The following is a 15,295-nucleotide window of genomic DNA, read 5'->3' on the forward strand; positions in this document are numbered from 1 at the left end:
GGAATCCAACGGAAATGGGAAGGGAAATCAGAGTATTTTTTACTTCGGCTGGTGATAGGCAATGAGCCCATCGATAGGCCCCACCACAATGTCTTTGATTTGGATATCCATGTCGGCACCTACTTTTCTGAGTACCTCTTCATAATAATAGGCTACCGATCCGGTAAAATGTACAGGCACGTTTTTATAGTTTGTGTACTTCATCACGTTGACCTCTATGAATCGTTTGAACGCATCGTACACCAATTGATATATCATAGGATCTTTAAGGTACTTAAAGATAAATTTGGAAAAGCTCGACAGATATAAAATCGGCATGTGATGATGGTAGATATTGTTGAGAATATCAGGTGCCTCTAAGCCGAATTCTTCATCAAACTGTTCTCTAATATAGACAGGAAGTTCTTTTTTGAAATAGTGTTTTAAAAACTGCTTACCTAGGTAATTGCCACTTCCTTCATCTCCTAAGATATAGCCCAGCGACCGTACATTTTCTATGATTCCTATACCATCATACAGGCAGGAATTAGATCCTGTACCAAGGATACAGGCAATACCGGGTTCGATACCGCAAAGTGAACGCGCCGCAGCCAACATATCGTGATTGACCTCAATTTTAGCATTTGGGAAAAGCTGCATAAAACAATCTCTAATCGTCTGCTTATTTCTATTGGACGAGCAACCCGCTCCATAGAAATACACCTCTTTGAATGGCGTATCGATATATTCGATCAATCCCATACGCATCACCTCCAATATACCAGAAGCATCCAAATAATACGGATTGATCCCTCCCGACCGGGCATGAAATACATTTTGTTTGGAATCAATGACCCTCCATTCTGTCTTTGTAGAGCCGCTTTCTGCTATTAGAATCATACCTTTCTTGAGTGTTAAGCACTGTTTGCTTTTGTGCGAGCTTCGAAAATAACAAATTCTGGTAGATTCGATGAGTATGTCAACGATTATATGGTGGATTTTTACGCCAATTTACCAATCACTTCAAACTTCTCAAAGACCTTGGCTGTATGTGGCGCTTCGGCCAATTCTTCGGTAAGATCTTGTCCTGCCCAATGCTCGTAATGCTTACCATCTCTCCACATGCGCGAAGCAGATACATCGTAGATTTGGCCATCTAAAGCCACCCAGATTTCTTCTCTATCTTGCCCATTGCGCAAAGCAAGTTGTTGTTTGGTATATACAGGCAGCTCCATCAATCCCCCAAAGTCACTACCGTGATACCTGCACCACCGTGCTCTATATGTTCATCTTTGGCACTCAGCACTTTAGGGTTTTCACGCAAGACATTTCGAACCAGTTCACGCAAGACGCCATGTCCTTTTCCATGCAGTATTTTCACTTCTACATACCCCAATAGTAGCGCTTCGTCGATGTAGTATTCTACCTTACCTATCGCTTCTTCCGCCCTTACTCCTCGGATATCTAGCGTGGCACTAAAACTCGCCATCTTGTCATTGAGGTTGATACCCGTCATCGTCTGCACTCGCTGATCCGTCGTTTTCTTGAATTCCTTTGAAGATATCTTCACCAAATCATTAAGCTTGACTCTAGACTTGAGACCACCCAGCAACAATTCTGCATGCTTGCCTTTGATGCTATCCACCTCTCCTACTGCCCCAGACTTCAATTGCACTTTGTCGCCTACCTGTATAGGGCTTACATCCACTACTTTTGGTTTTTCCTTTACCGCCTCTTTTTTTACTACTTTTTCGGCGTGTGCTTTGAGCGCTTCGCGAGCTTCGAGTGTACGCTTCTGGTCTGCTTTGGACTCCTTGATGGCTTTGATAGTGGCTTCAATTTTCTTATTCGAAGACTGAATCACACGAGCCGCTTCATCTTGCGCTTGCTTGATGACTTTCGTCTTCTCCTTTTCCAGATATTTTTTCAGATCTTCATAGTCCTTGATAGCATCAGAAAGTCGAGCATTTTTTGCTTCAATCGCCTTTTTATCTTTAGCAATTTGATTTTTCTCTGATTCAAGTTCACTCAGCAATCGATCAAACTGCACGTGTGAAATACCCGCCTTCTTCTTGGCTCGATTGAGCATTTCTGGATTTAGACCAATCTTGCCTGCAATCTCCAAAGCAAACGAACTACCTGGCTTACCGATTTCCAATTCGTACATCGGCTCTAGCTGCTTCACGTCAAATTTCATCGCCGCATTCACAATGCCGTTTTCCTTATCCGCTACTTTTTTCAGGTTGCCATAGTGGGTGGTGATAGCACCAAAAGACTGTGCCTTATTAAGCTCTAGCAATACCACTTCTGCGATGGCTCCGCCAAACTGAGGTTCGGTACCTGTGCCAAACTCATCAATAAGAAAGAGCGTATTTCGTGTGGCGTTTTCCAAAAAATATTTCATGTTCGTCAAGTGCGAACTATAAGTACTCAAGTCGTTTTCTATCGATTGTTCATCTCCTATATCGATAAAAATGGCTTGAAAAGTGCCAAATTCTGAGCTTTCCGATGCTGAGACTGGCAACCCACATTGCACCATATATTGGAGTAGACCTATCGTCTTGATACAGACTGACTTGCCGCCGGCATTAGGGCCAGAGATAAGCATTATTCTTTTTTCTCGCGACAGCGAAATATGAAGCGGAACAATCTTTTTTCCTTGTTCATTTAGAGCTGCCTCTAGTATAGGATGTCTCGCTCGCTGCCAGTTGATCTTTTGACTTTTTGAAAGCTCAGGACAGGTACAATCGAAATCGATACCAAATTTGGCTTTGGCTCGTATGAAATCGATAACACCGAGGATTTTTATACCTTTTCTCACTTCAGGCAAATGCCCCCTCAATTCATCCGTCAGTACGGTCAATATCCTAACTATCTCCCTACGTTCAGCATACTGGAGCTCACGAATTTCGTTGTTGATCTCCAAGGCCTCTGCTGGTTCCATGTACACGGTTTGCCCTGTGGCTGATTCATCATGTACAAACCCCTTGACGTGTCGCTTGTGCTCTGCCAACACAGGGATCACCATTCTACCTTCTCTGATGGTCAGTGCTGGTGTTTCTGGGCAATAGCCATGCTTGCTGGCTTCTTTCAATATTTTATTAACGGCCGTCCTCGCTCGTATTTGGCTTTTGGATATGGCGCTACGAATAGACATCAGCTCACGACTGGCATCATCCCTAAGCTGTCCTTTTTCGTCTATTTTTTTCTCTAGTTCTATATACAAAGAGTCGCCCAAATCAATATGCGACACGCGCTCGCTCAGCACGGGATAATCTTCCTGATGATGTTCAAAAAATCGAAGCATTTTCAATAAAGTACCCAGTACCAATTTTACATCAAAAAACTCATCTTCGTCTAGGAAATTGCCTGGCAATTCGGCCCGCTTGAGGCTAGGGGAAACATCTGTATAATTGGACTGAGGAAATGATGATCCACTGGAGAGAATCTTAATAAACTCACGGGTCTGGTCCATCCACTCATTGATTTTGGACGTATGGGTTGTCAGCGTCAAACGATCCACATAGTCCTCACCTAATGTACTCAAGCACCGGTCTTTGATCAACTGCTTAATTTTGTCAAAACCTAATTTGACCTCAATATCTTTTGGATAAAAATTCAAGAATAATAATTATTTTAATACTGAATCTCGTGTGATTGCTCGTGGCTTAATAGTCGCTTTTCTCTGCCTCAGTGTATCGCTGGCTATAGTCAATGAATCTCGTGGAACCAACAATGAATCAACTATAGCCAAAGAATCTTGTAGCACAAACAGCGAATCTACAGCTAAAGAATCTAGTGATACTGACAAAGAGTCCTGCTCCATTGTCAAGGAGTCTCCCTCAACTGCCATCGAATCATTCTCTAGCTTCACCTGCATCAACTCCGAATCTTCCTGATAGCCGCGCTTCTGTATCACATTGAGACTGTCTACCACTATGGTGTAGATTTTGTCGAGCAAGATTGGATTAGACAAGTAGTATTGATAGCTGACTTCATACTGAGGCTTGTCCACACCACGTTTTTCGAATAGTTCTCTTTCTAGTGTATTGTACACCGCATAGGCGGAGTCATTGGAAAGACGCAACTTATCCACCCTGGCTTCCAGTATGTGTATGTCTATTAGCAATTCGACCATAGTAGCTGAAGGAATAATCTCCTGCTGGTCTTTGGTAGAACTACAACTGAATCCCACGATAACATTTATTAACAAAAAATATTTTTTCACAAACCCATAATATTAAGTAATGGCTTAATTTTAGCGCCTCAAAAGTACAATGAATGAAGGACATCCTCAAGAAGCTTAGGAAATACGAGATCAGGATCAGGAAGGCTATAAATTCCCAGATGCAAGGCGACTTTCATTCGATTTTCAAAGGCTCTGGTCTGGAATTCGACGATGTGCGCTCCTATCAATACGGGGATGATGTACGCTCCATCGACTGGAATGTTTCGGCTAAGGGGCACGGCACTTTTGTAAAAACCTTCAAAGAAGAAAAAGAACAAAACGTATTTTTCATCCTCGATGTCAGCGCCTCTCAAAAAATCGGTAAGGCAGGAAACCAGAAACTAGACATCAGTAAAGAAATCTGCGCACTACTGTCTATCTCTGCCATCAAAGAAAATAGCCAAGTCGGTCTTATTTGTTTTTCAGATCAAAAAGAAAAATATGTAAAACCAGGCAAAGGACTCAAACATTCTTTCAACATCATTTCTAATATTTTTAATTTAGAACCTGAATCTAAGCAAACGAATTTGGCAAAAGCCATCCAGTTTACACTGAATCTACTGAAACGGAAAAGTGTGGTCGTGCTTATTTCGGATTTTGTGGACGAAAACTACGAGCACAATCTAAAATCGCTGGCGAGAGCGCACGATTTGGTAGTGGTGCAAGTATCGGACAAACGAGAAACTACTTTCCCCAATCTGGGTATAGTACCGCTACACGACCAAGAAAGTGGTAAGACCGTATGGAAAAATACCTCCTCGGGATCGTTTAGAAAATTGCTAGACCAGACCTATGGCGAGAGGCAAAAAGAATTAGAACGATTTTGTCTACGAAACCAAGCCAACTACACCAATGTCCGTACGGATGAAGACTACGTACCTAAGCTGATCCGATTGTTTAAAGTGAGAAATAAAATGAGAAAAAGTGGGTAAAGGCATTTCGTTAGGCATATTATTCAGCTTTGTATTTTCGATCAATCATGCACAAGAAATTTCGCCTTTCGGCAAATTTCTAAAAGATAGCGTCATGATCGGCCAAGAGGTGCAGTACTCCCTATCGGTCAAGTACCCAATAGACTGGCAGGTGGTATTTCCAGATTCCACCCACAGCTACGCTCCTTTTGAGTTTTATAGCAAAACCTTCTTTCCTACCCGCACCGACAGCACACACGCATATGATAGTGCCGTATATACTCTGTCTACATTCGAAATCGATCTCGTACAGCAGCTTCAGGTGCCAGTCTACTTGCTCAATGGCAACGACAGTACCGTAATCTTGGCCAACCCCGATTCTATCTTCCTCAAAGAACTCGTAACGATGGTACCAGACTCATTACAGTTTAAAGAAAATGTGACTTTTCAAGCGGTGAGCTATACCTTCAACTACCCTTACTTCCTGATTGGACTAGGCATACTGTTGATATTGGCACTTGGCCTATTTTTCTTCTTTGGAAAAAGCATACGAGCCAAAATCAAGCGCTATCGCATGCGCAAAGCTTATGAAAAATTCTCTTTGGAATTTGAAAGAGGCATTATCAAAATCAAACAAAAACAAAACAACACCCAACTCATCGAAGAAATTCTGGTCATTTGGAAAAAGTATATGGAGAAGCTGGAAGATCGACCATTCACCAAGTATACCTCCAAGGAAATATTGAAAGTAGGGTTTGAAAAAGAACTAAAAGACGTGCTCCAAACGATCGACCGAGCAATCTATGGCGCCATTAGCCATGAAGAAATGCATAAAAACTTCGAAGCACTAGAAGATTTTACATTGGAAAGATATCGCACGAAAACTAAAGAGGTAAGCCATGGGTGAGGAACAAAACAGCGGAGCTAATTGGTATGCATTGGATTGGTTCAAACCATCCACGTTCGAGAATTTTCAATGGGACAATGTAATTTTTCTTTATGCTTTTGCATTGATTCCACTATTCATCCTCATCTGGTGGCTATGGAGTCTGAGCAAGAAGAAAAATTTGGCCATCGCTTTGGTCAGAAAAGATATCAAATGGAGTCCGTCGGCACTACTCAGACACCTCCCTAATCTCATTTTTTTAATTTTCGTCTCTCTATTGGTTATTGCGCTGGCTCGCCCACAGAAAACCAACGAAAAAGTAGAACAATGGACGGAAGGGATCGACATCATGCTGGTGATAGACATCTCAGAATCGATGCAAATTGAAGATTTCAAACCCAATAGACTCGAAGCCGCCAAAGACGTGGCACGCAATTTTATCGCGGGTAGATTTCAAGACCGTATCGGCCTGGTCGTTTTCTCTGGAGAGGCGTACTCTAGGTCACCACTTACCTCGGATTACGAACTATTAGGCGAGTACATCGATGGCATTTCGTTTGACCTGATCGAAAAAGGTGGAACGGCCATTGGGAGTGCGCTGGCCGTAGCAACCAATCGTATGCGCGAATCCGATTCCAAATCGGAGGTAATGATCCTTCTCAGTGATGGAGACAATACCGCAGGGAATATAGATCCTGTAACGGCTGCAGAGCTTGCTAGTGCGTATAACATCAAAATATACACCATCGCCATAGGCAAAGAAGGCAAAGTCCCTTTCGGCAAAGACTTTTTTGGCCGAACCAGATATGTGGAAAATACCCTGGACGAAACCACTCTGCGCAAGATCGCGGAGATAGGTCATGGCAAGTTCTACAGAGTATCTGACAACCAAGCCCTAGAAAGTGTATTCGAGCTGATCGACAAGTATGAAAAGGCAGAAATTAAAGAAAACAGGTTTCGAGACACCACTGATTTCTATCCCATTTATTTAAAATGGGCCATTGTTATGTTATTGTTTTGGATGATGCTCAAATCGACCTTTGTGAGCAACGTACTACAAGACTAGTCTGTATCAGTAGGGAGAAAAACTGAAAATTTAGTCCCCTCTCCTGGTTTGCTTTTAATTTTAATATGACCATTAGACTTCTCCACAAACTCTTTGACCATATTGAGGCCTAAGCCACTCCCTTTTTCATTGACTGTTCCTCTGGTGGATTCATAGATCTGCTCTGAGAGGAGCTGAGCGACCTGATCTTTGGTCATTCCTACACCTTCATCCCTAATTTTCAACCCAACCATCGCTCCTTTTTTTCCTTTTGGTTCTATTTCAACCACACGAATGCTAATTTCTCCTCCCCGTTCAGAAAATTTTATTGCGTTTGATATCACATTCCGACAAATGAATGAAAAAGCTTTCTGATCCACCCTAGCTGAGATATAGGGTAAAATATCCGAATCCACTTCAATTTTCTTGAATTGGATTTGTGTCCTAAAAAGATCTAGAGTTTCCTTCACCACTTCACCAATCAAAACATTAGTCGGCTTAAGCTCGATCCCTCTTTGGTGTGCCAAAGACCATGCAATCAAGTCATCCGTCAGCTGCACAACGGAAGATGCCGACTCACTCAAACCTGATAAAAATTTTGAGCGCTCCGACTTGTCTAAATCCAACCCTTGATCAAGCATTTGTACCATCATTTGAATATTAGCCAGTGGCGACTTAATATCATGAGCGATGAAACCAAACAGTTTGTCTTTCGCTTGATTGGATTGATCCAACAATACTTTATTTTTATATAGCCTAACAAACAGGTAAAGCGTAATAATCAAAAAAAAGATCAACACTCCTCCTGCTAGATATTGAAACTTGATAACTGACTGTTTTGAAGCCAACTCAAGCTCTTTTATCTGATTTTCTTTTTGCAGGAATAAATTCTCTTGCTCTTTTTTTTCAAATTCATATTTACTCATGATGTTCATGAGCTTTTCGTTTTGATTAATGATGTTGAATGAATCCTGAGCAATCGCATAATCCTGATGCACCTGATAGGCTTCATAATATTTACCTTCAGTAGCAAAGCAGGCAGAAATAAGTGCCAACACCCTCGGTTTTTCTCTTAATTCGCCTGTCAGCGCTATGAGTTCAAGGCTTTTGTTATATCGCTCATGTGCCTGTTTATAATTTCTAAGCCCCACCCAACTCTCCCCAATGCAGGAGTTCGTAAAGATTAAACCTGAGTTAAAATTATGCCTTAGCAAAATATCCTCTGATATGGATAAATATTCTAAAGCCTGTTTGTAATCATTCATCCGCAAGTAAGCTTCAGCCAAATTGCCATAAGTAATTCCAGCATCCAACTCGTTCTTTATTTTAAGATTGATTGCTAATGAACTATTGTAATATTTGATCGCTTGCATCATATCGTTTTCAAAATATTTGATTACGCCATGATATTCTAATGAGCTAGCCATACCCGCAGAATCCATACTCGCCATAGCTATGGCTAAAGTTTCTTCATAAATCTCCTTCGCTTTTGAGATTTCTCCTGTGCTCAGATAAATACCCCCTAGAATGTTAGATGCCTCTACGATCTGAACGGTATCTGCCAATGATTTAAACAGGTCTATACTGGAGAGCACTTTTTCAATAGACGCTACATTGTCTCCATATCTCCAAAGGATATGCGACTGCCCCATGAGTGCCGTTGCTTTTTCTTTATAGTACTGATGCTCACCTGCAACCTGAAGTACGAGACCAAACTGCTTATCGGCTTTAATAAAAAAGCCCTGTTTATAATATATCCCCCCGATAAGGTTGTGTAGATTTAAATAGACCTGTAGTGAACTATCCTGTTCATCAAACCTCAAAGCCTGCTCATAATATTGTACTGCATGCTCATAATCCAGCACATTGGCACAGGAATCACCCTTTGATTTATATAAATCACTGGATGCCATAACTGATGATGTAAAAACAGGCCCACTGAATAATAGACCAAGAATTGCCCCTAAATAGAAATGATGTATCCTCAAACCTTCTTCTCTTATTTAATACCGACGAGAAAATACTAATAATTGTGGAATTAATGGGACTTAAGACTCAACTCTTTAAAATAAGAGAAATTTATTTTGTGCTATTATTTATAATTTTCCCACCAGTGTGCACCCCGAACCTCAGAAGGGATGATTAGCATCTCCCCAACGTTGGGCGTATGAGTAGGTAGGTTGTGTTCAGCTGCAGCTTTCAAAAAACGCTGCACAGGCTCCTTCCATGGGTGAAAAGCCAGATTAAACTTTCCCCAATGGATAGGCATGGCGATTTCAGCTTTTACATCTACCGCTGCCTGCACAGACTCCTCAGGCTGCATATGTATATCTCCCCAGTCTTCCTTATTGTAAGCACCGCATTCTATCAGTACAAAGTCGAAAGGACCAAACTTCTCTCCGATGGTCTTGAAACCATCAAAATATCCTGAGTCTCCACTAAAATAGATTTTTTGTGTACTGCCTTCTATTACCCAAGACCCCCAAAGAGTACTCATTTTATCAGACAAGCCTCGTCCTGAGAAATGCTGAGTAGGTGCAAAAGTGAGCCTTACCTGATCGCTCAAAGTAGCATGCTCCCACCAATCGAAAGTCTGAATTTGCTCAGCAGGTATACCCCAAGCCTCCAAATGACCCGCCACTCCCAAGGGTACAAAAAATTTGGTTACACGATCTTTCAAAGCCAAAATGGTAGGATAGTCTAAATGATCGTAATGATCGTGCGAAATAATCACCAAATCCACTTCTGGCAAACGATCTACCGACATGTAATTAGTATAATCAAACTTCTTAGGCCCTATAAACGAAAACATAGACGCTCGCTCACCAAATACAGGATCAGCCAAGATAGTCTTGCCATCAATTTTGAAAATTGCTGAAGAATGTCCAAACCAACTTACCATCAATTCGTCTTCGTTGCGTTGCTGCCAAGTGGCTTTATCGAAAGAGACCGTTTCTATTTGCTCTTGTGGTTCGCGAGGTTTAGTATTCACCATCATCTTGCCCATGATTTCAAAGGATTTGGACAACGGAAAGTTTGTTTCGATGTCTGCCAAATTCACAAACACATCATCTTCATAATACTTGGAAGTTTTCATTTTCTCTAAGCGCTGGCCTGTAGACTTACCTCCGATCTGTGGTGCCGTTTTGAAAAACGTAATAACCAGTACTACTATGGCGATAATAGCCAACACGATAGTCAATAACGTCATTTTAAGTATTTTAAGCATGGGGATTTAATATTAGAGCATGTTTACCTCAGGGGTAATATCTATCTCAAATTTATCTTGTACGGATTTTCTGATCTTCATGGCCAATGCTTTGATATCTTTTCCACTTCCGCCTCCATGGTTCACTAAAACAAGTGCTTGATTTTCATGTACACCGATAGCACCAAACCGGCTACCTTTCCACCCACATTTCTCTATCAACCATCCCGCAGGCACTTTCACTTGTCCATCAGGTTGTGGATAATTAGGCATCTCTGGATAAATCGCTCGCAGCTGTTTAAACTGTCTATTAGAGACTACAGGGTTCTTAAAAAAGCTTCCTGCATTTCCTATTTCTGCGGGATTGGGTAGTTTGGATTGTCTAATCTCAATCACAGCATCGCTCACCTGCTTGATGGTAGGGTTTGTAATTCCTTTTCCTGACAATACATCTCCTATCGCTCCATAGCTGGTATTGAGCTGGTGTACTTTGGTCAATTTCAACACCACTGACGTAATAAAATATTTACCTTTCAGGTCTTTCTTAAATACACTTTCGCGATAGCCAAACTGACAATCAGCCTTGCTGAATTTTTTCACCTCAAAGGTAGTCAGGTGGATTGCTTCTAAAGATTCGAAAACTTCTTTAATTTCTATACCATAAGCGCCTATATTTTGCATAGGTGCCGCTCCCACTGTACCTGGGATAAGCGATAGATTTTCTACTCCTCCCCACCCTTGAGTTATACAATACAACACCAACTGATGCCAAACCTCTCCTGCTCCAGATCGTACCCAAACGTATTCTTCATCTTCTTTGATTTTTTCGATCCCCATGAGTCGATTCACTATGACCAATGGATAACTCGGCTGAGTAAACAAAACATTAGAACCACCACCCAAAATAACAGGAGTCAATCTCTCTTGATCCGCCCACACCATAGATTCTTTAATTTCCTGATTATTAGACACTTCAATCATAAAATCTGCGACAGCATCGATTCCGAAAGTGTTGAATTTGCTAAGAGGAGCTTCCTTTAAAAATTGAGGCATAAGGGATTGAGATTACAGGATTTTTTTATTCGCTTTCGCAATTTACCCAACCGTCAAAATTATCTCAGTGATTATGATAAAAATGTTAAAAAAACGACCGTTTGGGGAGTCATATTTTTGTATTTTTGGCAGATTTTATTCGGGTAATTCATATCCTTATCAAGGATCATGTCTCGGCGGCTTCTAGGCAGCCTTTTATTGAACTAAATGTAGTGCCCTAAACCTGATGAAAGACAATTAAATACGTGAAATGAGCGAAGACAAGAAGAAACCAAACGGAGAATATTCAGCCAGTAATATCACGGTTCTAGAAGGACTAGAAGCAGTAAGAAAAAGACCTGCCATGTACATTGGCGATGTGGGATTCAAAGGTCTCCATCACATGGTTTGGGAAGTGGTGGACAACTCAATTGATGAAGCACTGGCTGGACATTGTGACACCATTACGGTAACGATCAATGAAGATAACTCTATCTCCGTATCTGACAATGGTCGTGGCATCCCCACTGACATGCACGAAAAAGAAGGAAGATCAGCACTAGAGGTAGTGATGACCGTACTTCATGCAGGAGGCAAATTCGACAAAGACACATACAAAGTATCTGGCGGTCTTCACGGCGTAGGCGTATCTTGTGTGAACGCCCTATCAACCATGCTAGAAGTAACCGTCCATAGAGGCGGGAAAATATACCAACAGGAATACTCTAAGGGTATCCCCAAATACTCGGTAAAAGAAACTGGCACAACTGACATCACAGGCACATTTGTTCATTTCATGCCTGATTCAGAAATTTTCACGGTAAGTGAATACAAATACGAAACTGTAGCCACCAGACTCCGAGAACTTTCATTCTTGAATGCTGGTATCAGGATTTCATTAACTGACAAAAGAGAAAAAGACGAAGAAGGCAACTACATCAGCGAGGAATTCTTCTCAGACGGTGGATTAGTTGAGTTTGTGAAATACCTAGACAGCTCTAGAGAAAAATTGATTCCAGATCCTGTGTACATGGAAGGTGAAAAAGGAGACATTCCTGTACAAGTAGCCTTGACCTACAACACCTCATACACTGAAAATGTGGTCTCTTATGTAAACAACATCAACACGATAGAAGGTGGCACACACGTAGCTGGATTCAGAAGAGCACTCACCCGAACATTGAAAGCATACGCCGACAAGTCTGGATTGCTAGAAAAAGCAAAAGTGGAGATTCTTGGTGATGACTTTAGAGAAGGCCTTACTGCTATTATCTCTGTAAAAGTACAAGAGCCACAGTTTGAAGGGCAAACAAAAACTAAATTAGGTAATTCGGACGCCATGGGCGCTGTAGATACTAGTGTAAGCGAAATCCTAAACAACTACCTAGAAGAGCATCCTAAAGAAGCTCGAATGATCGTGCAAAAAGTAATTTTGGCCGCACAGGCAAGGCAAGCCGCACGTAAAGCGAGAGAAATGGTACAGCGTAAGAACGTGATGTCTGGCTCTGGTCTCCCTGGCAAATTGGCCGACTGTTCTTCTCGTGATGCCGCAGAATGCGAACTATACTTGGTAGAGGGAGATTCGGCAGGTGGATCTGCCAAACAAGGTAGAGATAGAAAATTTCAAGCTATCCTTCCGCTAAGGGGTAAAATTCTAAACGTAGAAAAGGCACAAGAACACAGAATCTACGAAAACGAAGAAATCAAAAACATGATCACTGCTTTGGGTATAAAGTTCGGCACCGAAGATGACCCAAAGGGATTGAACATGGAAAAACTGAGATACCACAAAGTAATCATCATGACGGATGCAGATATCGACGGTAGTCACATTCGTACGCTGATTTTGACCTTCTTCTTTAGATACATGAAGGATCTGATTGACAATGGCTACTTGTACATTGCCCTTCCTCCACTTTATCTTTTGAAAAAAGGCAAGCAAGAGCGTTACGCTTGGTCTGAAGAAGATAGAGAAAGAGTGACCAGAGAATTGGCTGGTGATGGCAAAGAAGATGCCGTAGGTCTACAGCGATACAAAGGTCTTGGAGAGATGAATCCTGAGCAACTCTGGACTACCACTATGAATCCAGAATTCAGATCTTTAAAGCAAGTGACAATCGAATCTGCCGCAGAAGCTGATCACATATTTTCTGTATTGATGGGTGATGAAGTAGCACCACGTAGAGACTTCATCGAAAAAAATGCGAAGTATGCCAAAGTGGATGTTTAATCCTCAATAAGTACAAAACTTAAATCGGCTACCTCAATCATCTTAACAAAGACAACTGAAGTAGCCGATTTTTTTATAGTCTACCAGACTTACACCTTGCTTTTCACAATACCAGCAATTAGGCACAACCACCCTCCCATCAGCATCAAACCACCTATAGGAGTAATCGCTCCAAAAATCGCCACGTTTGTAATGCTCAAAATGTATAGCGAACCACTAAATACAAGTACCCCAATCGAGAACAAATAAGTGGCCTTTGCCACCCAGGAGCCTACCAATTTCTCATCCAGCAGCCCGCAGACTAATAGTGCTATTGCATGATAAAATTGATACCTGACACCTGTCTCAAATACCTCTAAGCGACCATTTTCTTCCAAAAGGTCTTTCAAAGCATGTGCACCAAAAGCACCAATCATCACTGTCAGCAAACCAAACACTGCCCCCAACACTAAAGCTTTCTTATTCATTTGTTAATGTTTTATCCAAGTCTAATAAAAACTGATCGAGTATTCCCTCGGTCACATGATCCATTACAACTATTTTCCACCACATAGGATCATCATGATCATCAGGTACCAAAAAATATTTTTCCGCCAGCAATGGATCAACTTTATCTGGCCTCAACGTTACAATATTCATTTTCGGGTGTCTATAAAAAGATATTCCTCTTTTGGTCAATTGCTCACAAAGCCAATCTGTGCGCTCTAGTAAATTTGCAATCTTAGCTTTCCATCCATCGGAACCATAGGCGCGCATAATCATCCATATAGCTACTGCATTAGCTCCAGAGCGACTACCTATGAGCGTATAGTCTTTTCCTTTTACATAATTAGCCTCCTTCGTCATCGCATAGCTGATATAACCTTTTCTAATCAGTACGACACCTGTCCCATAGGGAGACAACAACATCTTATGTGCGTCTAGGGAAAACGAAAATACATGCTGATTCTGAAAAGAATACAGCGGATCTTCCGCTGAAAAGGGGTAAATAAAGCCACCATATGCACCGTCTACATGGATTTTAAAATTCAAATCGAGTGATTGGAATAAATCAACAGCTCCAGCCATATCATCGACCGAGCCAAACATGGTCGTAGACATATTCATTACCAAAATAAAATGCTTGACCCCTACTGCTTTTGCCTTTATCAAATCTGTTTTTAGGTCATCCAACACAATCAAACGAGTCTCATCATCTACAGATGCTACAATAGATTTTATATTCAGCAGGTTAACTCCTTTGGGCATAGAATAGTGAGCATCGCTAGAATACACCATCGCAATCTCCTCATGCCTAGCCTCATGCGCTTCCACAAAGTAATTTCTCATCACCCAGAATGCTTGAATATTGGCCTCTGTACCTCCCGATGCCACGTAGCCATCTACAGCATCAGAAGCCGCACCAAATATTTCCGTGGCACACAATGCTATAAGTTCTTGTTCTAAGGCTTGCGTACCTTTAAATACTGGTTCAGAGTCGCCCATGGTATGGCAGCCTATATGGTTAGGGTTAGCCAACATGGTACTCATAAATGGTGCCTCAGACAAAAAAGGAGCATCTGAATAAAAAACCTTGGGATCGAGGTAAGATGCAGGCAAGCCTATAGGTGGCGACACCCGGTAATTTAGATTTCTATCGATCGACTCAAAGACGATGTCTCTTATCTTCTGCCTGCTGTATTTTTCCCAAAACATATGGTATCTATCATTTTTCAGCAAAATTACACATCCAAAAACAGGATTGTACAACTCCCTCTTCTAAATACTAAAAAAGAA

13 protein-coding genes are annotated in these 15,295 nt (G+C 41.5%); 4 read left to right on the forward strand and 9 right to left on the reverse strand.

Annotated elements, in window-relative coordinates; all coding sequences use genetic code 11:
• Nucleotides 1–39: 39 nt before the first annotated feature.
• From N7E81_RS16955 to N7E81_RS16970, 4 genes are all read right to left on the reverse strand, one after another.
• Nucleotides 40–879 (reverse strand): N-acetylglucosamine kinase, encoded by an 840-nt coding sequence (locus N7E81_RS16955; protein WP_263050789.1) that lies wholly within the window; start codon nucleotides 877–879, stop codon nucleotides 40–42.
• Between the two features lie 101 nt (nucleotides 880–980).
• On the reverse strand, nucleotides 981–1,208 hold the full coding sequence (locus N7E81_RS16960) for a cytochrome b5 domain-containing protein (RefSeq protein ID WP_263053098.1): 228 nt from the start codon (nucleotides 1,206–1,208) through the stop codon (nucleotides 981–983).
• 5 nt (nucleotides 1,209–1,213) lie between these two features.
• Nucleotides 1,214–3,601, reverse strand: coding sequence for an endonuclease MutS2 (locus N7E81_RS16965; RefSeq protein WP_263050790.1), 2,388 nt, complete (start codon nucleotides 3,599–3,601; stop codon nucleotides 1,214–1,216).
• A gap of 9 nt (nucleotides 3,602–3,610) precedes the next feature.
• Nucleotides 3,611–4,174 (reverse strand): DUF4296 domain-containing protein, encoded by a 564-nt coding sequence (locus N7E81_RS16970; protein ID WP_263050791.1) that lies wholly within the window; start codon nucleotides 4,172–4,174, stop codon nucleotides 3,611–3,613.
• 86 nt (nucleotides 4,175–4,260) lie between these two features.
• Between N7E81_RS16970 and N7E81_RS16975 the strand changes: the two genes are divergently transcribed.
• Genes N7E81_RS16975 through N7E81_RS16985 form a run of 3 tightly spaced genes read left to right on the forward strand, consistent with a single transcriptional unit; the run spans nucleotide 4,261 to nucleotide 7,070 of the window.
• The gene (locus N7E81_RS16975; RefSeq protein ID WP_263050792.1) at nucleotides 4,261–5,139 is read left to right on the forward strand and encodes a DUF58 domain-containing protein; all 879 of its coding nucleotides are present in this window, start codon (nucleotides 4,261–4,263) and stop codon (nucleotides 5,137–5,139) included.
• Entirely contained in the window at nucleotides 5,132–6,025 is an 894-nt protein-coding gene (locus tag N7E81_RS16980) for a hypothetical protein (protein WP_263050793.1), read from the forward strand. The genes N7E81_RS16975 and N7E81_RS16980 overlap by 8 nt, the downstream gene beginning before the upstream one ends.
• Complete coding sequence (locus N7E81_RS16985) at nucleotides 6,018–7,070, forward strand: vWA domain-containing protein (RefSeq protein WP_263050794.1); 1,053 nt, start codon at nucleotides 6,018–6,020, stop codon at nucleotides 7,068–7,070. The genes N7E81_RS16980 and N7E81_RS16985 overlap by 8 nt, the downstream gene beginning before the upstream one ends.
• Here N7E81_RS16985 and N7E81_RS16990 read toward each other — a convergent pair.
• The 3 genes from N7E81_RS16990 to murB all read right to left on the reverse strand — a co-directional run bounded on the left by N7E81_RS16990 (nucleotide 7,067) and on the right by murB (nucleotide 11,310).
• Nucleotides 7,067–8,962: an ATP-binding protein gene (locus tag N7E81_RS16990; protein WP_263050795.1), complete on the reverse strand. Its 1,896-nt coding sequence runs from the start codon at nucleotides 8,960–8,962 to the stop codon at nucleotides 7,067–7,069. The genes N7E81_RS16985 and N7E81_RS16990 overlap by 4 nt on opposite strands.
• 179 nt (nucleotides 8,963–9,141) lie before the next feature.
• Nucleotides 9,142–10,278 (reverse strand): MBL fold metallo-hydrolase, encoded by a 1,137-nt coding sequence (locus tag N7E81_RS16995; RefSeq protein ID WP_263050796.1) that lies wholly within the window; start codon nucleotides 10,276–10,278, stop codon nucleotides 9,142–9,144.
• A 12-nt stretch (nucleotides 10,279–10,290) separates the two neighbouring features.
• Complete coding sequence (gene murB, locus N7E81_RS17000) at nucleotides 10,291–11,310, reverse strand: UDP-N-acetylmuramate dehydrogenase (RefSeq protein ID WP_263050797.1); 1,020 nt, start codon at nucleotides 11,308–11,310, stop codon at nucleotides 10,291–10,293.
• Between the two features lie 250 nt (nucleotides 11,311–11,560).
• On the opposite strand from murB, the gene gyrB reads away from it, so the two are divergent.
• Entirely contained in the window at nucleotides 11,561–13,519 is a 1,959-nt protein-coding gene (gyrB, locus tag N7E81_RS17005; protein ID WP_263050798.1) for a DNA topoisomerase (ATP-hydrolyzing) subunit B, read from the forward strand.
• A gap of 89 nt (nucleotides 13,520–13,608) precedes the next feature.
• Here gyrB and N7E81_RS17010 read toward each other — a convergent pair whose 3' ends face one another.
• Together N7E81_RS17010 and N7E81_RS17015 are read right to left on the reverse strand one after the other, a co-directional pair.
• Nucleotides 13,609–13,986: a DUF423 domain-containing protein gene (locus tag N7E81_RS17010; RefSeq protein WP_263050799.1), complete on the reverse strand. Its 378-nt coding sequence runs from the start codon at nucleotides 13,984–13,986 to the stop codon at nucleotides 13,609–13,611.
• Nucleotides 13,979–15,214, reverse strand: a complete 1,236-nt coding sequence (locus tag N7E81_RS17015) for a pyridoxal-dependent decarboxylase (RefSeq protein WP_263050800.1) — start codon at nucleotides 15,212–15,214, stop codon at nucleotides 13,979–13,981. Before N7E81_RS17015 ends, N7E81_RS17010 begins: the two co-directional genes overlap by 8 nt.
• Nucleotides 15,215–15,295: the final 81 nt, after the last annotated feature.

Origin of the sequence: Reichenbachiella carrageenanivorans, from assembly GCF_025639805.1 — a bacterium.
Lineage (GTDB): Bacteria > Bacteroidota > Bacteroidia > Cytophagales > Cyclobacteriaceae > Reichenbachiella > Reichenbachiella carrageenanivorans.